This is a genomic window from Terracoccus luteus (assembly GCF_003635045.1).
GTDB lineage: Bacteria > Actinomycetota > Actinomycetes > Actinomycetales > Dermatophilaceae > Terracoccus > Terracoccus luteus.
In genome coordinates this window covers 3110971-3129054 of sequence record NZ_RBXT01000001.1, presented here as the reverse complement: position 1 = coordinate 3129054, position 18084 = coordinate 3110971, and the positions used below count along the sequence as shown (strand labels likewise).

Below are 18084 nucleotides of genomic sequence, written 5' to 3'. Positions count from 1 at the left end.
TCAGTTCCTCTCTCGGGTGGTCGGTTTCGTCGGGGAGGTCGCGGTCGGCAGGGTGGCGCCGGTGTCGTCAGCCACCGCGCGCAGCTGCTGCCACGCCGATGGTGAGAGTCGGATGCCGGTACGCTCGGTGGCGACCCGCGCGCGGTTCTCCAGCTCGCCGGGCACCAGGGCACCGTCGCTCCACGGGGCGGGGTCGGCCGCGTGCACCTCGTCGACGAGTCGGGCCACGCGCTCGTCGTACTCGTCACGGGGGCCGAAGGCGGCGACGTCGAGCACGATCAGGAGGTGGCCGGCACCGCTTCGCCCGGTGGGGCGGTAGGGCCCCACGACGTCGGCCCCGAAGGCGCTCCCGGTGAGCACGCCGGCGAGCACGTCGAACATGAACGACATGACGTAGCCCTTGGGTCCGGCCATCGGCAGGATGAGGCCCTCGAGCGCGGCGCGGGCGTCGGTGGTCGGGTTGCCCTCGGCGTCCGCGGCCCACCCGGACGGGATCGGCTCGCCCCGGTCGGCGGCCACGTAGACCTTGCCGCGGGCCACGGCGGTGTTGGCGAGGTCGAGCACGAGGGCCTCACCGTCGGGTCCGGGCGCGGCGATGGACCACGGGTTGGTTCCGACGAGCTTGGTGCGGGCGCCCCACGGCGCCATCGCGGGGCTGGCGTTGGTGGCGAGCAGGGCGATGCACCCCGCCTGCGCGACCTGCCGGGTGAAGTAGGCGGCGGTGCCGAAATGGCCCGAGCCACGGACGGCGACCGCAGCGACGCCGTGCCGGCGCGCCCGCTCGACCCCGGTCTCGACGGCCCGCTGTGTGACGACCTGGCCGATGCCGTCGTGCCCGTCGAGCACGACGACCGAGCCGGCGTCGCGAACGGTCTCGACCGTCGTGACGGCTCGGGTGGCGCCGGTACGGAGGCGGGCCAGGTACCACGGCAGCCGGATGACGCCGTGGGACACGTGGCCCCAGAGCTCGGCGACCACGAGCGTGTCGGCCAGTAGCACGGCATCCGGCTCGGGGACCCCCGTCGCGACGAACGCGTCCGTGACGAACCGGCGCAGGTCGTCGGGGTCGACGGTCACGTCGTGGTCGCTCCCGGCATCCGTGGTCATGGGCCCGTCCCTCGTCTCGTGGTTGACTGAGGGCAACGAAAGCATACTTGTATACAAGTGCACAACTGGAGGTCGGACGATGGAACGGGTGCGCCGGGCGTCGGGGGGCCAGCTCGTGTACGAGGAGCTGCGCCGTCGCATCCTCGGGCTCGAGCTCGAGCCGGGCACCCGGCTGTTCGAGCCGCAGCTGGCCGCCGACCTCCAGGTCAGCCGCACGCCCTTGCGTGAGGCGCTGCGGCTGCTGCTCGCCGAGGACCTGCTCGACCAGCTGCCCACCGGCGGAATGGTCGTGCGGCCGCTCAGCCGGCGCGACGTCGACGAGCTCTACGGCGTGCGAGGCGGGCTCGAGGGCGTCATCGCGGCCCGGGCGGCGGAGCGCTGCGACGAGCGCGCGGCGGTGCGGCTACAGGCGCTGCTCGACCGCAACGAGCGGCTCGTCGGCCTGGCCGACGACGCGATGGGCGCCGGTCACGACCTGCACGTGCTCATCGGTGAGGTGGCCGACCACGCCTGGGCCACGCGGCTGCTCGACCAGATCGACGGCCAGCTCGCGCGCTACCGACGCTTCACCAACCAGACGCAGGAACGCCGCGAGGCCGCGCTCGTCGAGCACACCGGCCTCGTCGAGGCGGTCACAGCGGGCGACCCGTCGACCGCCCGCGAGCGGGCCGAGGAGCACGTGGCCCACGCCCGCGAGGCCGCCCTCGCGGCCCTCGGCACCGACCTCCCCTGACCTCTTCGCCTACCTCTCTCCCCGCATCCCCACCCGTCGAAAGGCCAACTGGAGGTCACCGAAAGGCCAGTCCGACGCCGGGCCCCGTCGCCGGCTGACCTTTCGACGGGGTCTATTTGGCCTCTCGACGGGGGTCAGGGTTGGGGGGTGGGCTGGGTGGCGCGGTAGCGGCGCTCGGGGCGGCCGGCGCTGCCGTAGCGGTGGCGCACCTCCGCCTCGCCGACCTCGACGAGGTGCTCGAGGTAGCGCCGGGCGCTGCTGCGCGAGAGGCCGGCCTGCTCGCCGCACTCCGTCGCCGACAGCCCCTCGTCGCCGGCCGCACGCAGGGCCGTCGTCACGAGCGCCACCGTCGTCGCACTGATCCCCTTGGGCAGCGGCGCCGCCCGCGCCGCGCTGCCGCGGAAGAGCTGGTCGGCCTCGGCCTGCCCCACCTCGTCGATGGAGCCGACCCGTCGGCGGTGCGCGGCGTACTCCTCGAGGCGGTCGCGCAGGTCGCCGATCGCGAACGGCTTGACGAGGTACTGGAAGACCCCGCCGCGCATGGCCGTCCGCAGGCTCTGGACGTCGCGGGCCGCGCTGATGACGATGACGTCGACCGGGTGCCCCTGCGCCCGCAGGCGCCCCAGCACCTCGAGACCGGTGATGTCGGGCAGGTAGACGTCGAGCAGGATGAGGTCGGGCCGGTGGCTCTGTGCGGCCGCCAACGCCGCCGTGCCGTTGTTGACGACGGCCACCAGCTCGAAGCCGGGCTGCTTCGCCACGACGCTCGAGTGCAGGCGCGCCACCATGAAGTCGTCGTCGACGACGAGGACGCGGATCACCGGGACCGAACCCCCTGTCCCGTGGGTGAGTCCGCCGTCAGGGGCACCTCGGGCACGGTCGCCGTGAACACGGCCCCGTCGTCGTTGTGCACCGTCACCTCGCCGCCGCGCTTGCGGCACACGATGCGCACGAGCGCGAGGCCGATACCTCGCCGCCCCTCGGCCCCGCCGGGCTTGGTGCTGTATCCCCGTGCGAACACGTCGCCTTCGCGCAGGTCGACTCCAGGTCCGTTGTCCCGCACCGTGATCCGCACGACGCCGTCCTCCTTCACAATCGTCACCGTCACCCGCGCCCGGATGCCGTCCCGCCCGGTACCGACCCCCGCGGCGTCGAGCGCGTTGTCGACGAGGTTGCCCAGCACGGTGTTGACGTCGGTCGAGACGTCGCCGTCGAGGCGCCCGAGGTGGGTCGACTCGTCGACGACGAGCTCGGCCCCCCGCTCGTCGGCCTGACGGGACTTGGCCAGCAGCATCGCGGCCACCGCCGGGTCGGCGACGAGGCTCGTCACGCGCGCGGTCAGCTGCTCCTCGTCGGCGCTGATGCGCTGGATGTACGAGCGGACGTCGTCGTACTCGCCGAGCTCGATGAGCCCGCTGACGACGTGCATGCGGTTGCTGAACTCGTGGGCCTGCGTGCGCAGGGAGTCGGTCGTCGAGCGGGTGAGGTCGAGCTCGCGCTGCAGCTCGAGCAGCTCGGTGCGGTCACGCAGGGTCGCGACGTGGCCGATGAGCCGGCCGTGGGTGCGTACCGGTCGCAGGTTGACGGCCACCGCGTGCGTGCCGAACGACATGACGCGGTCGACGACCGGCTCCGGGTGGTCGAAGAGGGCCGACAGCCGGCCCGTCGGGTCGAGGTCGCGCAGCATCCGGCCCTCGCTGTCCATCTGCGGGATGCCCAGCAGCGTTGCCGCCTCGTCGTTGACCTGGGTCACCCGGCCGGTGAGGTCGACCGCGAGCAGGCCCTCCTTGATGCCGTGCAGCACCGCCTCGCGCTGCTCGACGAGACCGGTGATCTCACGCGGCTCGAGCCCGAGGGTCTGCTGCTTGACCCGTCGCGCGAGCAGCAGCGACCCGACGACCCCGAGCAGGCTGGCGATCCCCATGTAGGTCAACAGGTTCGGCATCGCCTGCGCGAGGTTGTCCCACACGCTGGGGTAGGTGCGCACGACGGCCACGACACCCACTGTCTCGCCGGCGTCGGGCTGCGTCGGGTCGGTGCGCTCGGGGTCGTTCTCGCCGCTGCTGATGACCGGGGCCATCGCCATGGCCTCGCCCGTGCCCTGCTGCTCGCCCACCCAGCCGCGCCCGTCGAAGGCCTCGGTGTCCTGGAGGAACGCCACGGCCGGGCCCGTCCCGGTCGACGCGACGACCTTGCGGTCGACGCCCGCGATGAGCACCTGGGCGGAGTCGCTGAACGCCCGCGCCGCCTCGGCCGCGAAGTTGGCCTGGGGAGCGAACTGCCCGCCGTCCTCGACGACGTCGCGGATGCCGGGTGTCTGGCTCAGCACCTCGGCGATCTGTTGCGCTCGCCGACCCTCGCTGTCGCGGAACCGGGCGTTCGACTGCGCGATCGACACGGCGGCGACCCCGACGAGCACGACGGACACGATGAGCAGCTGCATCGCGAGCAGGCGCCCGGCCAGCGTCCATCGAGGTCGTGGCCACCGTGGCCGCAGTCTCCGGATCACCCCCGCATTGTGCACCTCCGGGCGGCGCCGGCCACCCGACATCGGTGAGCACAAAGCACACAATGCGGTTTGTCGACTCAAGGGTGACATGTCGCCCACCGGCCGGGAGTGTGGCGGGGACGTCGACACCCACGGCCCGGTCGGGGGCGGCGCGGAGGCCACGACGGCCGTCGCGACGCCGCGCGACCGGTCTCACGGGCCGCACGTCTGCCTCCGAGAGCGTGCCCAGGGCGGGAAGACGACGACGTCCGGGACGCCGGTGACGCCGACCTGCCCACGTGACCAAGCCCCTGGGTGCCGTCGCCGTCAATGTCGACAGCTCGTCCACCAGGAGGCAGAACACCGTGAGCACGATCAGCAGACGAACGGCCCTCGTCGGGGCGTCAGGACTGGCCGCCGCGACGGCGGTGGGCGCGCCGCAGGGGGCCACCGCCGCCCAAGGCGCGAGGGGCGCGAAGCCCGGCATGCCGAAGAACATCCGGATGACGTGGTTCGGGATCAGCAACTGGCACTACCAGATCGGCGACATCGGCATCCTGCTCGACGGGGCTGTCGGCTACCCCGCCTCGACGCCCAACCCCGAGGTCGTCACCAAGGTGCGCACCGCGCTGCAGAAGACCGGGAGCATCGAGTACGTGCTGCTCGGCCACCTCCACGGCGACCACTCGGTCGACACCCCGGAGTGGGTCAAGCAGACCGGCGCGACCCTCATCGGGTCGGCGGCGGCGTGTGAGGAGGCGCGCGCGTACGGCGTACCGGAGCACCTGCTGCGCCCGGTCAAGGGCGGGGAGAGGTTCCAGCTGAGCCGCTACGTCGAGATGCACGTGGTCAAGTGGGTGCACAGCGTCTCGGTCGGCGAGGTCAGCGACCTCGACGGCGGCATCGAGACCTTCGGCTTCGTGCTCAAGGTGCAGACGCCGGCCAAGGAGCTGACGATGTTCTTCTCCGACAGCGGCGCCGGTGGGTCCGAGCTGACGAAGGAGCACGTCGTCGACGGCGAGAACCGCGGAGCGCCGCTGAGCAACCTCGGGCTGGCGATGAAGGCGGCCGGCCTGTCGACCTTCGAGATCTGGCAGCCGGGCCCCGAGTCGCGGGTGGTGACGCAGGCCCGCGTCCTCGTCCCGACGTACCAGCCGAAGTACCTGATGCCGCACCACCTCGGCGCCCGTGGCGGGTTCAACCTCTTCGGCGGTCTGCACTACGCCTTCAAGCCCGAGGAGGTGCCGAAGCTCATGTCCGTGCTCGACGACTTCGACGTGCCCCTCGTGCCGCCGGTCAACTACTTCGACGCGTGGGTGTACGACCGCAACGGGCTGCGCAGCGTCGACAACGCGCGGGTCAAGGTGTCGCTCGGGCTGCCGCCGGAGGGCCCCGGCCCCAACCCGCAGGGACCCAACCCGCGCGCGGGTGACCTCGAAGGCCCCGACGACTGAGTCGTCGCCCTGCGCCCCCTGCACCGCCGTCGAGCCCCGAGCCCCGCTCGGGGCTCGACCGCGTCGACGAGGTCGATGTGGACGGCGGACCGATGGTCCGAAACGGGCGGATGCCGGGTGGCTCGGCCGGCGCGCACGCCGGGTCGCGCGAGGCCGCGGGCCACCCGGCATCCGTGAGCACAATGAACTCAACGCTGTTTGTCGACGCAACCGTGACACCGCTGCGCGCGGCCAGCACTCTGGGGCGAACGCACCCCACCGACGAAGGAGTCACCGTGCGACTCACCACTGCCCTCAAGACCACCGCCGCCGTCGCGGCCGCCGGTCTGACCATGACCGCCTGCGGCACGAGCGCCGACCCCGAGGGTGGCGCGACCGGCGGCGACAGCGGCCCCGTGCAGGGCCTGCGCCTCCTCGTCCCGAACTCGCCCGGCTCCGGCTACGACGTCACCGCCCGCCAGGGTGCGAAGGCGATGCAGGACGCCAAGCTCACCGGCACCGTCGAGGTGTTCAACACCGCCGGCGCCGGTGGCACCGTCGGCCTGCAGCGCCTCGTCAACGAGCAGGGCAAGGACGACCTGCTCATGGTCATGGGCCTCGGCGTCGTCGGCGCGACGTACACGAACAAGTCGAAGGCCACCCTCAACGAGACGGTGCCGCTGGCCAAGCTCATCGAGGAGTCCGAGGCGATCGTCGTGCCCAAGGACTCGCCCTACACCTCGATCGACCAGCTCGTCGCGGCCTGGAAGGCCGACCCGGGCAAGGTGCCGGTCGGTGGCGCCTCGAACGCCGGTGGCCCCGACCACCTCACCCCGATGCTCATGGCCAAGGCCGTCGGCGTCGAGCCCAAGTCGGTCAACTACGTGCCCTACGACGGCGGTGGCGAGCTCATGACCGCCGTCCTCGGCGGCAAGGTCGCCTTCGCCGCGACCGGCGTCGGCGAGGTCGCCGAGCAGGCCAAGAGCGGCGAGGTCCGCGTGCTCGCCGTCACGAGCGCCGAGCCGGTCGAGGGCATCGACGCCCCGACGCTCAAGAGCCTCGGCGTCGACCTCGAGTTCACCAACTGGCGCGGCATCGTGGCGCCCCCCGGCCTCAGCGACGCCAAGCAGAAGGAGTACATCGACCTCCTGACGAAGATGCACGGCTCCGAGCAGTGGAAGAAGGTCCTCAAGGACCAGGGCTGGACCGACTCGTTCGAGACCGGCGCCACCTTCAAGACCTTCCTCGGCACCGAGAACGAGCGCGTCGCGGGCGTGCTCAAGGACCTCGGGCTGGCCTGATGTCCGTCCCGACCGACACCACGGGGGCTCCTGCCCCCGACGACACGACGGGGGAGGGGCGCCAGCGCGCCTCGCACTCCGAGTACGGCGTCGCGGTCCTCCTGCTCGCGCTGGGCGCCTGGGCGATCACCGACGCCCAGGGCCTGGTCGACCAGGGGGCCCGCGGGTTCGTGAACTCGAAGACGCTGCCGACGGTGGTGGGCGCCCTGCTGGTGCTCACCGGCATCCTGCTCGCGATCAACGTGTTCCGCGGTGGCCACGGCGAGGCGGAGGGCGGTGAGGACGTCGACCTCTCGGGCGGCACCGACTACAGGACCCTCGGCCTGCTCGTCGCCTCGTTCGTCGCCAACGCGCTGCTCATCGACCGGGTCGGCTGGCCGATCTCGGGGGCGATCCTCTTCTTCGGGTCCGCCTTCGCGCTCGGCGCGCGTCGCCACTGGGTGACGGCGGTCGCGGCGGTCGTCATGTCGGTCGGGACCTGGTACCTGTTCAACCTCGTGCTCGGCATCAACCTGCCGGTCGGCCTCCTGAAGGGCATCCTCTGATGGACGGTCTCAACTCCCTCATGGACGGGTTCGCCGCCGCGCTGACCCCGATCAACCTCCTCTACGCCTTCGTCGGCGTGCTTCTCGGCACGGCCATCGGCGTGCTGCCCGGCATCGGCCCGGCCATGACGATCGCGCTGCTGCTGCCGATCACGTACACGCTCGAGCCGACGCAGGCGTTCATCATGTTCGCCGGCATCTACTACGGCGGCATGTACGGCGGCTCGACGACCTCGATCCTGCTCAACACCCCGGGTGAGAGCTCGTCCGTCGTGACGGCGATCGAGGGGAACCTCATGGCCAAGGCGGGACGCGGCGCGGCCGCGCTCGCCACCGCGGCCATCGGCTCCTTCATCGCCGGCACGATCGGCACGCTGCTGCTGGCCCTGCTCGCCCCCGAGATCGTCAAGGTCGCCATCAAGCTCGGCGCCCCCGACTTCTTCGCGGTCATGGTGCTCGCGTTCATCGCGGTGACCACGGTGCTCGGCAGCTCGAAGGTGCGCGGCTTCGCCGCCCTCGCCATCGGCCTGCTCATCGGCACCGTCGGCATCGACCCGAACTCCGGCCAGCAGCGCCTCACGCTCGGGCTGCCCGAGCTCGCCGACGGCATCGACGTCGTCGTCGTCGCGGTCGGCCTCTTCGCGGTCGGCGAGGCGCTCTGGGTCGCCGCCCACCTGCGGCGCGCGCCGATCCAGGTCATGGGCGTCTCGGGCAAGTACATGACCCGCGACGACTGGGGCCGCTCGTGGAAGCCCTGGCTGCGCGGCACCGTCATCGGCTTCCCCTTCGGGGCGATCCCGGCCGGTGGTGCGGAGATCCCGACATTCCTGTCTTACGTCACCGAGAAGAAGCTGAGCAAGCACCCCGAGGAGTTCGGCAAGGGCGCCATCGAGGGTGTCGCCGGCCCGGAGGCGACGAACAACGCCTCGGCCGCCGGTGGCCTCGTGCCGCTGCTGACGCTCGGCATCCCGACGACGGCGACCGCCGCGGTCATGCTCGGCGCCTTCCAGGGCTACGGCATCCAGCCCGGCCCGCGGCTGCTCGACGACCAGGCCGACCTCGTCTGGGCGCTCATCGCGAGCCTCTTCATCGGCAACGTCATCCTGCTCGCGCTCAACCTGCCCCTCGTGGGCATGTGGGCCAAGCTGCTGCAGATCCCGCGCCCCTACCTCTACGCCGGCATCCTCTTCTTCGCCAGCGTCGGTGCGTACGCCGCGAACACGTCGGCCTTCGACCTGTGGCTGCTGCTCGTCATCGGCATCCTCGGCTTCATGATGCGTCGCTACGGCATCCCCGTCGTGCCCGCCATCATCGGCATCATCCTCGGCCCGGTGGCCGAGAAGCAGCTGCGGACCGCCCTGCAGATCAGCGACGGCGAGCTGGGCGGCCTCGTGAACACGCCGTTCTCGAAGATCGTCTACGTCATCATCCTGCTCGTCATCGTCGTGCCGCCGGTGCTCGGTGCGCTGCGCAAGCGGCGTCCCGGAGGTGGCGACGGCGACCGCCCGACGGGTGACCTCATCCCGGTCGCCGCCAACCGTGAAGGAGAGTGACGTGCCGATCATCGTGGGCTTCGTGCCGACCGACGAGGGCCGTGCGGCCCTCACCGCCGCGATCGGCGAGGCGCGCTCACGCGCCAGCCGGCTCGTCGTCGTCAACACCTCGACCGGTGCCGCGCTCGTCGACGCGCGGTACGCCTCCGAGGGCCAGCTCGGGGAGGCGCGTCGCGAGCTCGACGAGTCGGGCGTCGACTACGAGCTGTCGCAGAGCGTCGACAGCAAGGATGCCGCGGACGTGATCGTCGCGACGGCGCGCCGCACCAACGCCGAGCTCATCGTCATCGGCCTGCGTCGGCGCACCCCGGTCGGCAAGCTCATCATGGGCAGCCAGGCACAGACCGTGCTGCTCGAGGCGGACTGCCCCGTGCTGGCCGTGAAGGCCCAGCGCGACTGAGCCGTCGCCCTTCTCGCTCCCGACCGCCGGGTCGTCGGCGAGGCACGTCAGACCGTGACGTGCCCCGCCGGCGGCCCGGCGGTCTTTCGTCGTGTGGGGTCGGTGGTCCGGGGCCGGTGGCTCAGGCCTTCGGCAGGGGGATCGAGACGCCGGTCATCGTGACCCCGCGACCGTCGTGCTCCCACCCGGACCGCGACAGCAGCGCCCGGGCGTGGGCCTGCACCTCGTCGACGACACGGGTGGGCCGGGGGAGCGGCCCGCGCTCGGCCGTGTGCACCCCGTCGTCGAACCGGACGACGACCTCGAGGCGGCGGGGCACGCGTGGGTCGTCGACGAGGCGTTCGAGGGCACGGTGCACCTGCTCATCAAGCAGCGCCTCGACCGCCGAACGTGACCGGGTCGACGGCATAGAGCGGGTGGCCCCGACCGAACCGCGGGGGCCGCGCGGCCTGACGGTGGCGTCGTCGGTGCCGGCGGCGATGGACACGAGCCGTCGGGCCAGGGCCGTCGTGACGCCGAACGCCTGGAGGTCGCCCTCGGCCAGCGTCTCGAGGTCGCGGACCACGAGCAGGCCTGCCGTGTGGAGCTTCTCGACCGTGCGCGGGCCGACGCCTCAGAGGTCGTCGAGCGGCAGTCTCGGCCGCAGCCAGGCCTCCCGCGCCGGGTCGACGACGACGATGCCGTCGGGCTTCGCCCGTCGGCTGGCCAGCTTCGCCATGAGCTTCGTCCGACCGACACCCACCGAGACGGGGAGCCCGATATCGTCACGGGCCGCTGCGCGCAGGGCCGCCGCGCAGCCGGCCGGGTCGCCACGGTCGCGGCCGGTGACGTCGACGAACGCCTCCTCCATCGACCCGGGCTCCACGAGCGGGCTGAACCGGCCGAACAACGCGAAGAGCGCCGCCGAGGCCTCCTCGTACGCCTCGGTGCGGTAGCCGGTCACGACCACCTCCGGCCAGCGGTGACGCAGCTGGCCCACCGGCATCCCCGCGTGCACCCCGAGGGCGCGGGCCTCGTACGACGCGCACGCCACCACCTCGTGGGCGACGACCATCGGTCGCCCCCGCAGGGTCGGGTCGTCGCGCTGCTCGACCGACGCGAAGAAGGCGTCGGCGTCGGCGTGCAGGATGACCGTCACCGCTCCACTCTGCCCGGCGGCACCGACGGTCGGGGTCAGCCGTGCGCCCCGGTCCTCGCCAGGGCGCGCCTGGCCTTGGCGCGAACCGGACGGGCCAGGGTGATCCCTGCGTCGAGCAGCCGCTGCGCGGCATCGGCGTCGAACCCCGTGACGTACCGCTCGACGGTCACCGCATGGTCCGGTGGCGGCGCCGCGACGATGGCGTCCCCGGCGGCCAGCTCGCCCGGCTGCACCACCGCGCACATCGCGCCGACACGACCGGTGGCGGCCAGCTCGAGGTGGAAGCCCTCTACCCCGACGTGGGCCGAGAGGTTGCGGCAGGGGGTGCGCGGCTTGCACACCTCCAGAACGACCGAGCCGACGCGCCAACGCTGCCCGATCAGCGCACCCGAGACGTCGAGCCCGCTGACCCGCAGGTTCTCGCCGAACGTGCCGGGTGCCGTGCCGCTCGGCAGTCGGTCGGCCCACAGGGCGGCGTCCTCGTCGGAGAAGACGTAGACGGCTGCGTCGACGCCACCGTGCGAGGTGTCGACCTGGCGGTCACCGTCGAGGCCGAGCTCGCCCACCGCCACCCGCCCGCGCCGGGGCCGCTTGTCGATCGCCGTCGGGTGGTGGTGGCCGGGGCGCACGCGCTCGACGACGCACACCGCCTCGACGACGCCGGATGCCGGTCGCCTGCGTGTCATCGTCGCTGACCTCCCACCACCCCACCGTCCCACCTCCGAGGCGTGAGCGGCTTGATCACGTTTGCGCTGGACTCCGGCGTGGGTCCGGGGGCGTCGGGAAGCGGCCTCTCGACGGTGTGGGGGCGATCCGGCATCCGGGCCTCGGCGGCGGGAGTGACCTTTCGGTGCTCTCTATTTGGCCTCTCGACGGGGGGTGGGGTGTCAGTAGCCGGCGCGGTCGAGGGCCTCGGTGGTGAGGCGGCGACCGAGGTCGATCATCTCGGCGGCGCGGTGGAAGTCGAGGGTGCGCACGGCGTTCGACGGCACGGTCACGAGCACGTCGGGTGGGTTGCCGGCCATGCGGTACCGGCTGATGAGGGCGCTCATCGTGTCGAACGACATCGTCAGCAGGTCGAGCACGCCGATGTCGGACGGCCGCGGCGCCGCGGCGTCACCCGGGTCGACCCCGCCGGCCACGGTGCCCGCGGGCCCGGCCCCGTCGGCATCCTCACCGCGGTGACCGCCGACGCTGAGGCGGCTGGTCAGCGCGCGCAGCCGCTCGTTCTCGAGGGCGCCGGTCGCGCGGCGCAGGCGGGCCGCGATCTCCTCGAAGGGGTGGTGCTCGGACGTGACCTTGACGGGGGCACCCGTCTCCTGGGCCATGCGGCTGCCGTTGAGCGAGACCGCGATGGTGACGTCGGCGTCGACCGCGGACGTCGGCTCGATGGGGACGGGGTTGATCAGCCCGCCGTCGACGAGGGTGCGGCCGTTGATGACGACCGGCGTGATGACCCCCGGGATCGCGATCGAGGCGCGGATGGCGTGCTCGACCGGGCCGTGCTGGAACCACACCTCGCGCCGCGCGTTGACGTCGGTCGCCACGGCCGTGAAGGGGACGGGCAGGTTCTCGATGCTCGCGCCGTCGAGGATCTCGGCCACCTTGGCGATGATGCGCTCCGCCCGGATGGCGCCGCCGGGCGCGGTGAGGCTGAGGTCGAGCAGCCGCCACACCTCCCGCTGCGTCAGCGACCGCGCCCACGCGGTGTACTCCTCGAGCCGGTCCGCCGCGGCCACCCCGCCGACGAGCGCGCCCATCGACGTTCCCGAGATCGCGACGACCTCGAAGCCGCGCTCCCGGATCACCTCGAGGGCGCCGACGTGCGCGTAGCCGCGGGCGCCGCCCGACCCGAGCACGACCGCTGCGCGCATCCCCTCAGCCACGTCCCGAGGATATGACGACCGCCGGGAGGGCAGGCCTCCCGTCGCGGTCAGGTCGTCTGACCGCCCAGCTTGAGCTTCTCGACGACCTTGGCCTCGGCGTCCTTCGAGAGTCCCTCGAGCTCCTCGGGGTAGGCGTCGAAGAACGTGAAGGACAGCAGCACGTCGCGCAGAGGGGCGTAGAGGAAAGTGATCTCGAGGCCGTCGTAGTCGCCACCGGAAGCCGTCAGCCTGAGTGCGAAGGCGCCCTTACCCACCTGCGGGGCCCGTACCTCGGAGAGCCTCATTCGGGCGCGAGTGCCATCGGGCAGACGCACGGTCAGCTGGCGGCAGCCTTCCGCGGCGTCGCGCAGACTCCCCACCACGGCGGTTGCGGCGGCTGAGGTGCCCATGGCGTCGAGGCGTTCGGAGACGAGCGGGCCGTCCTGACCGCCGTCGATGCCGACCGAGGCGTCGACGAGGCTGCCCTTCGGGCCGTCCGCGTTGAGCAGGTCGTTGAGGTCGGCACAGGCGGCGTCGGTCGTGCTCGAGAGCTGCCCGCCGCCACCGCCGGTGCCCTTCTCGATGGACCACCCGGTCGGCAGGTCGTCGAGGACGAGGAGCGCCCCGGCCAGCGCCGCCTTCTCGCGTCGCTGCGGAGCCGCCGCGGCCGGGCTCGTCGGGGTCGTCGGGGTCGCCGGTCCGGTCGAGGTGGAGCTCGAGGTCGCCGCGCTCGTCGTCGTGGCCTGCGTCGTCGTCGACGAACCCGCGGACGTCATCGTGCTCACGGCCCCGGAGGGCACGGACGGGACGGACGTCGACGCCGGCGTCGCCGTGTTGCAGCCGCCCACGGCGACGGCCGTCGACAGCAGCGCAGCGGTCAGCAGGGCTCCCCTGAAAGTCATCACGCCCGGAAGGTACTGGCGGGGAGGCGGCGATGGTCGCAAAGGTGGCGAAATGTGACCGGCGTGTCACCGCGGCCGATGCCACCCACGTCACCGCGGCCAGTCGCCGGATCGCGGTCGGAGGGTTGCGCCCGGTCGCAGGCGTGTGCCACTCTGAACAAGATGTAAGCGCTTACAAACACGACGGGGTGCTCCGCACGAAGCGCTCGACCCGACAGCTCTCACCGACGAGAACCCGAGGAGGCCATGGCATGAGCAGCACCAGGCCGACCCCTCCGGGCGCGACGATCTACTCCGTCGCCGAGCGGGCCGGGGTCTCCATCGCCACGGTCTCGCGCGTCATCCAGCGTCCCGAGGTCGTCTCCGGCGCCACCCGCCAGCGCGTGCTCGACGCCATCGACGAGCTGCACTACGTGCCCCTCGGCGCCGCGCGCAGCCTCGCGGTGCGTCACCACGAGGCGCACGGGCTCGTGCTGCCCGAGCTCGCGGGCCCCTACTTCGCCGAGCTGCTCGTCGGCTTCGAGGAGCGGGCGGCCGAGCTGGGCCAGAGCGTCGTGCTGCTGCTCGCGGACACCAAGCGCGACGTCGACCGGGCCGTCCGCCAGCTCTCGACCCGTGTCGACGGCCTCGCCGTCTTCGCCTCGACCGTCTCCGCCGAGACGGTCTCGCGGGTGCGGCAGGGGCGCAAGCCCGTCGTCACCGTCGCCGGTGGGGTGGCCGCCGCCGGGCTCGGCACCGAGAGCATCTCGGCCGAGAACGCCTCCAGCGCGCGCGAGCTCACCGAGCACGTCCTGGCTCACGGTCGCCGCCGGGTGCTCTTCGTCGGTGACCCCGACCTCTCCTCCGACACCGCCGCCCGCCACGACGGCTTCGTCGCCGCCCACCGGGCCCGGCGTCGTCGCCCCGCGCCCCCCGTGCGGATCGCCTTCCGCGAGAACGACGGCACGGAGTTCGCCGAGCGGCTGCTCGCCGGCGAGTTCACCGCCGACGCGCTCGTGTGCGCGAACGACGAGCTCGCCCTGTCGGTCATGACCCACCTGCAGGATGCCGGTCGCGACGTCCCGCGCGACGTTGCCGTCGTCGGGTGGGACGACGTCATGACGGCCCGCTACGTCCGGCCCGGCCTGACGACCGTCCGCCAGCCCGTCGCCGACCTCGGCCGCCTCGCCGCCGAGCGGCTGCACCACCTCGTCGACGGTGACGACCCCGCCGACGAGCCGTGGGTGCTGCCGACCCGGCTGGTGCTGCGCGGCTCCTGTGGGTGCGGCTGACCGGCATCCGGCCACCCGTCGTACCCGACAGCCCGTGCCCGGCCGGGCACCTCCGCACCACGGCACCCTTCACCCCAGCACGACCGAGAATCTCCGACAAACCCCGAGAACCCCTGCAGAGAAAGCGAGTTCGACGATGAGACGCTCCCTTGCCATGACGGTGGCCACCCTGACGGCCACCGCCCTGACCCTCACCGCCTGCGGCCGCGGCGGCGACGCCGAGTCGGCGAGCGGCGGCCAGACCGGCGCAGCCGTGAGCAGCGGCAAGGCCACCGGCACCATCACGGTGTGGGCGATGGGGGCCGAGGGTGAGAAGCTGCCCACGCTGGCCAAGGAGTTCGAGAGCGCCAACCCGGGCGTCAAGGTCAAGGTCACCGCCATCCCGTGGGACGCGGCGCACAACAAGTTCACCGCCGCCATCGCCGCGAACAAGACGCCCGACGTCGCCATGGTCGGCTCGACCTGGATGGGCGAGTTCGCCGGTCTCGACGCGCTCGACCCGACCCCGCCCGCCATCGACAGGTCCGCGTTCTTCGAGGGCGCACAGAAGACGACCGAGGTGAACGGCACCTCGTACGGCATCCCCTGGTATGTCGAGACGCGAGTGCTCTTCTACCGCAGCGACCTCGCGAAGAAGGCGGGCTTCGACAGCGCCCCCACCGACCAGGCCGGGCTCAAGGAGATGGCCAAGGCCATGCAGACCAAGGCCGGCGCCAAGTGGGGCATCGGCCTGCAGGCCGGTGGCACCGGCTCGTGGCAGACCCTCATGCCCTTCGCGTGGAGCGACGGCGCCGACCTCACCAAGGACGACGGCAAGGCCTACAACTTCGACAGCCCGCAGATCGTCGACGCGGCGAAGTACTACCAGTCCTTCTTCACCGACGGGATCAGCGACAAGGCCGCCCCGGCCACGCCGACGACCGAGCCCGACTTCGCCAGCGGCAAGGTGCCGATGTTCATCTCCGGCCCGTGGATGATGTCGGCCGTCGAGAAGGTCGGCGGCGCCGGCTTCAAGGACAAGTACAACGTCGCGCCCATCCCCGCCGGCTCGGCAGGGTCGTCGTCGTTCGTCGGCGGCTCCAACCTCGCCGTCTTCAAGAACACCCAGAACCGCGACGCGTCGTGGAAGTTCGTGCAGTGGCTGGCCGACCCCGACGTGCAGGCCACGTGGTACGGCCTCTCGACCGACCTGCCCTCGGTCAAGAGCGCGTGGGACGCCCCCGACCTCAAGGGTGACGAGAAGCTGGCCGTCTTCGGCAAGCAGCTCGAGACGGCCAAGGCCCCGCCGTCGTTCCCGACGTGGGAGCAGGTCGTCACCTCGTTCGACACCGAGCTCGAGAAGGTGACGAAGCAGGGCGCTGACCCCTCGACCTCGATGGCGACCGTGCAGCAGAACGCCGAGTCGATCGGGACGGGCCAGTAAGCCATGGCCACCGTCACCGCACCGTCGGGTGGGGCGCCGGGACAGCCCGGCGGCCCCGGGGAGGCCGGCGGCACCGGCGACACCGAGACCTCCCGCAGGCCGCGCCGCACCGGCGGCCTGCGGGAGGGGCGGGCCGCCTGGGTGCTCGCCCTGCCGTTCTGCGTCCTCTTCCTCTTCTTCACCGCCTGGCCGGTCGTGCAGTCGCTCTTCATGAGCTTCACCGACACCCGGTCGCGCGACCTGCGGACCCCCTTCGACGTCAACGTCATCGGGCTCGACAACTACGCCAAGGCGCTGTCCGACCCGGTGTTCCGCAAGGCCGCCCTCAACACCGCGTACTTCGTGCTCATCGGGATGCCGCTGACCCTGGTCGTCGCGCTGGCCGCCGCCATCGCGCTCGACAAGGGGATCACCCGGTTCCGCTCGGTGTTCCGACTCGGGTTCTACATGCCGGTCATCACCTCGATCGTGGCCGTCGCCGTCGTGTGGCGGTTCCTGCTGCAGGACGAGTTCGGCCTCATCAACACGGTGCTCGGCTGGGTCGGGATCGACGGGCCGAACTGGCTCGGCGACCCCGACTGGTCGATGCCCGGCCTCATCCTCATGGCGGCCTGGCGCAACTTCGGCACGGCGATGATCATCTTCCTCGCCGGGCTGCAGGGCGTGCCCGCGCAGCTGCACGAGGCCGCCGCCATCGACGGCGCCGGCGCGTGGCAGCGCTTCCGCCACGTCACCCTGCCGCTGCTGCGGCCGACGCTGCTCTTCGTCTCGGTCACGACCGCGATCGGCTACCTGCAGTTCTTCGAGGAGCCGTTCGTCATGACGAGCGGCGGCCCGCTCAACAGCACCATCTCGCTGTCGATGTACACCTACAAGCAGTTCGGGTTCGGCAACTACGGACTCGCGTCGTCGATGAGCTACCTCATCTTCGTCGTCATCGCCATCGTCACGGCGATCCAGTTCCGCCTGCTGCGAGAGAGGAGCTGACCATGGCCATGGTCGGAACCCGCCGGGGCGGACGCCTCTGGCTCTACGCCGTGCTCGCGATCGCGCTCGTCGCCGTCGTCGCCCCGTTCGTCTGGATGGTGCTCGGCAGCTTCAAGGGGGAGGGCGAGCTGCGTGCGAACCCGCCGACGTGGATCCCGCAGACAGCCTCGCTCGACAACTACACGCAGCTGTTCTCGCGCCTGTCGTTCGGCACGTACTTCGCCAACTCGGTCATCGTCGCCGTCGTCGTCACCGCGGGCAACCTGCTCTTCTGCTCGATGCTCGGGTACGCCCTCGCGATGCTCGACTTCAAGGGCAAGAAGCTCGTCTTCACCGCCGTCATGGGCACGCTCATGATCCCCGGCGTCGTCACCTTCGTGCCGCTCTTCGTGCTCGTCGCAAACATCGGTCTCATCGACTCGCTGCCGGGGCTCATCCTGCCCTTCCTCGTCAGCCCGTTCGGCGTCTTCCTCATGCGCCAGTTCATCCTCGGGCTGCCCAAGGACCTGCTCGACGCCGGCCGCGTCGACGGCGCCGGTGAGCTGCGCATCTTCCGCCAGATCATCCTGCCGCTGTGCGGCCCGGCCCTGGCGACGCTCGGCATCCTCACCTTCCTCGGCAGCTGGAACAACTTCCTCTGGCCGCTCGTCGTCGCGCAGCAGGAGAGCACGTACACCCTGCCCGTCGCCCTCGCCCTCTACTCGACCGGCCAGAACAGCACGAACTACGGCTTGCTGCTCGCCGGGGCGACCGTCGTCGTCATCCCGATCCTCGCGGTGTTCCTCGTCTTCCAGCGCCGCTTCATCGAGGGCATCGCCACCACCGGCATCAAGTGACCGCCGGGCGAGCGCGCCCGCACGGCAACGACGGTCGGATGCCGTCCGGCCCGCTCCCGCCCGTTCGCACCGTCCCGTACGACCCCGTCCCAGATCGGAGTA

The 18084-nt window shown here is 71.9% G+C and carries 18 protein-coding genes; 10 read left to right on the top strand and 8 right to left on the bottom strand.

Annotated features, from left to right (window positions below; translation table 11 throughout):
- Nucleotides 1-1107: an Ldh family oxidoreductase gene (locus tag DFJ68_RS14230; RefSeq protein WP_121034224.1), complete on the bottom strand. Its 1107-nt coding sequence runs from the start codon at nucleotides 1105-1107 to the stop codon at nucleotides 1-3.
- A gap of 88 nt (nucleotides 1108-1195) precedes the next feature.
- Here DFJ68_RS14230 and DFJ68_RS14225 point away from each other — a divergent pair, with 88 nt between their 5' ends.
- Complete coding sequence (locus tag DFJ68_RS14225; RefSeq protein WP_245963664.1) at nucleotides 1196-1840, top strand: GntR family transcriptional regulator; 645 nt, start codon at nucleotides 1196-1198, stop codon at nucleotides 1838-1840.
- Nucleotides 1841-1974: 134 nt separating this feature from the next.
- Here the strand turns inward: DFJ68_RS14225 and DFJ68_RS14220 are convergent, their stop codons facing one another.
- Together DFJ68_RS14220 and DFJ68_RS14215 are read right to left on the bottom strand one after the other, a co-directional pair.
- Entirely contained in the window at nucleotides 1975-2661 is a 687-nt protein-coding gene (locus tag DFJ68_RS14220) for a response regulator (protein ID WP_121034220.1), read from the bottom strand.
- Nucleotides 2658-4349, bottom strand: coding sequence for a sensor histidine kinase (locus DFJ68_RS14215; protein ID WP_245963663.1), 1692 nt, complete (start codon nucleotides 4347-4349; stop codon nucleotides 2658-2660). The genes DFJ68_RS14220 and DFJ68_RS14215 overlap by 4 nt, the downstream gene beginning before the upstream one ends.
- A 344-nt stretch (nucleotides 4350-4693) precedes the next feature.
- Here DFJ68_RS14215 and DFJ68_RS18345 point away from each other — a divergent pair, with 344 nt between their 5' ends.
- The 5 genes from DFJ68_RS18345 (at nucleotide 4694) to DFJ68_RS14190 (ending at nucleotide 9560) form a co-directional block, all read left to right on the top strand.
- On the top strand, nucleotides 4694-5782 hold the full coding sequence (locus tag DFJ68_RS18345) for an MBL fold metallo-hydrolase (protein WP_170165782.1): 1089 nt from the start codon (nucleotides 4694-4696) through the stop codon (nucleotides 5780-5782).
- A 275-nt stretch (nucleotides 5783-6057) separates the two neighbouring features.
- A complete protein-coding gene (locus tag DFJ68_RS14205; protein ID WP_308331275.1) occupies nucleotides 6058-7062 on the top strand; it encodes a Bug family tripartite tricarboxylate transporter substrate binding protein in 1005 nt (334 codons plus the stop codon).
- Nucleotides 7062-7607: a tripartite tricarboxylate transporter TctB family protein gene (locus DFJ68_RS14200; RefSeq protein WP_121034216.1), complete on the top strand. Its 546-nt coding sequence runs from the start codon at nucleotides 7062-7064 to the stop codon at nucleotides 7605-7607. Before DFJ68_RS14205 ends, DFJ68_RS14200 begins: the two co-directional genes overlap by 1 nt.
- Complete coding sequence (locus tag DFJ68_RS14195) at nucleotides 7607-9160, top strand: tripartite tricarboxylate transporter permease (protein ID WP_121034214.1); 1554 nt, start codon at nucleotides 7607-7609, stop codon at nucleotides 9158-9160. The genes DFJ68_RS14200 and DFJ68_RS14195 overlap by 1 nt, the downstream gene beginning before the upstream one ends.
- Nucleotide 9161: 1 nt before the next feature.
- A complete protein-coding gene (locus DFJ68_RS14190) occupies nucleotides 9162-9560 on the top strand; it encodes a universal stress protein (protein ID WP_121035397.1) in 399 nt (132 codons plus the stop codon).
- A gap of 121 nt (nucleotides 9561-9681) precedes the next feature.
- On the opposite strand, the gene DFJ68_RS18815 is transcribed toward DFJ68_RS14190, so the two are convergent.
- The 5 genes from DFJ68_RS18815 to DFJ68_RS14170 all read right to left on the bottom strand — a co-directional run bounded on the left by DFJ68_RS18815 (nucleotide 9682) and on the right by DFJ68_RS14170 (nucleotide 13468).
- On the bottom strand, nucleotides 9682-10125 hold the full coding sequence (locus tag DFJ68_RS18815; RefSeq protein ID WP_245963662.1) for a DinB/UmuC family translesion DNA polymerase: 444 nt from the start codon (nucleotides 10123-10125) through the stop codon (nucleotides 9682-9684).
- 48 nt (nucleotides 10126-10173) lie between these two features.
- Complete coding sequence (locus DFJ68_RS18810) at nucleotides 10174-10698, bottom strand: Y-family DNA polymerase (RefSeq protein ID WP_245963661.1); 525 nt, start codon at nucleotides 10696-10698, stop codon at nucleotides 10174-10176.
- A 35-nt stretch (nucleotides 10699-10733) separates the two neighbouring features.
- Entirely contained in the window at nucleotides 10734-11384 is a 651-nt protein-coding gene (locus DFJ68_RS14180; RefSeq protein ID WP_121034212.1) for an MOSC domain-containing protein, read from the bottom strand.
- Between the two features lie 201 nt (nucleotides 11385-11585).
- Complete coding sequence (locus DFJ68_RS14175; RefSeq protein WP_121034210.1) at nucleotides 11586-12572, bottom strand: patatin-like phospholipase family protein; 987 nt, start codon at nucleotides 12570-12572, stop codon at nucleotides 11586-11588.
- A 59-nt stretch (nucleotides 12573-12631) separates the two neighbouring features.
- Nucleotides 12632-13468 carry a hypothetical protein gene (locus tag DFJ68_RS14170; protein ID WP_147431597.1) on the bottom strand — a complete coding sequence of 279 codons (837 nt, stop codon included), beginning with the start codon at nucleotides 13466-13468 and terminating at the stop codon, nucleotides 12632-12634.
- Nucleotides 13469-13716: 248 nt separating this feature from the next.
- Between DFJ68_RS14170 and DFJ68_RS14165 the strand changes: the two genes are divergently transcribed.
- From DFJ68_RS14165 to DFJ68_RS14150, 4 genes are all read left to right on the top strand, one after another.
- Nucleotides 13717-14736, top strand: a complete 1020-nt coding sequence (locus tag DFJ68_RS14165) for a LacI family DNA-binding transcriptional regulator (RefSeq protein WP_121034203.1) — start codon at nucleotides 13717-13719, stop codon at nucleotides 14734-14736.
- A gap of 154 nt (nucleotides 14737-14890) precedes the next feature.
- Complete coding sequence (locus DFJ68_RS14160) at nucleotides 14891-16159, top strand: sugar ABC transporter substrate-binding protein (RefSeq protein ID WP_245963660.1); 1269 nt, start codon at nucleotides 14891-14893, stop codon at nucleotides 16157-16159.
- Nucleotides 16160-16162: 3 nt separating this feature from the next.
- Nucleotides 16163-17146 (top strand): carbohydrate ABC transporter permease, encoded by a 984-nt coding sequence (locus tag DFJ68_RS14155; RefSeq protein WP_121034199.1) that lies wholly within the window; start codon nucleotides 16163-16165, stop codon nucleotides 17144-17146.
- A 2-nt stretch (nucleotides 17147-17148) separates the two neighbouring features.
- Nucleotides 17149-17982 (top strand): carbohydrate ABC transporter permease, encoded by an 834-nt coding sequence (locus DFJ68_RS14150; RefSeq protein WP_121034197.1) that lies wholly within the window; start codon nucleotides 17149-17151, stop codon nucleotides 17980-17982.
- Nucleotides 17983-18084: the final 102 nt, after the last annotated feature.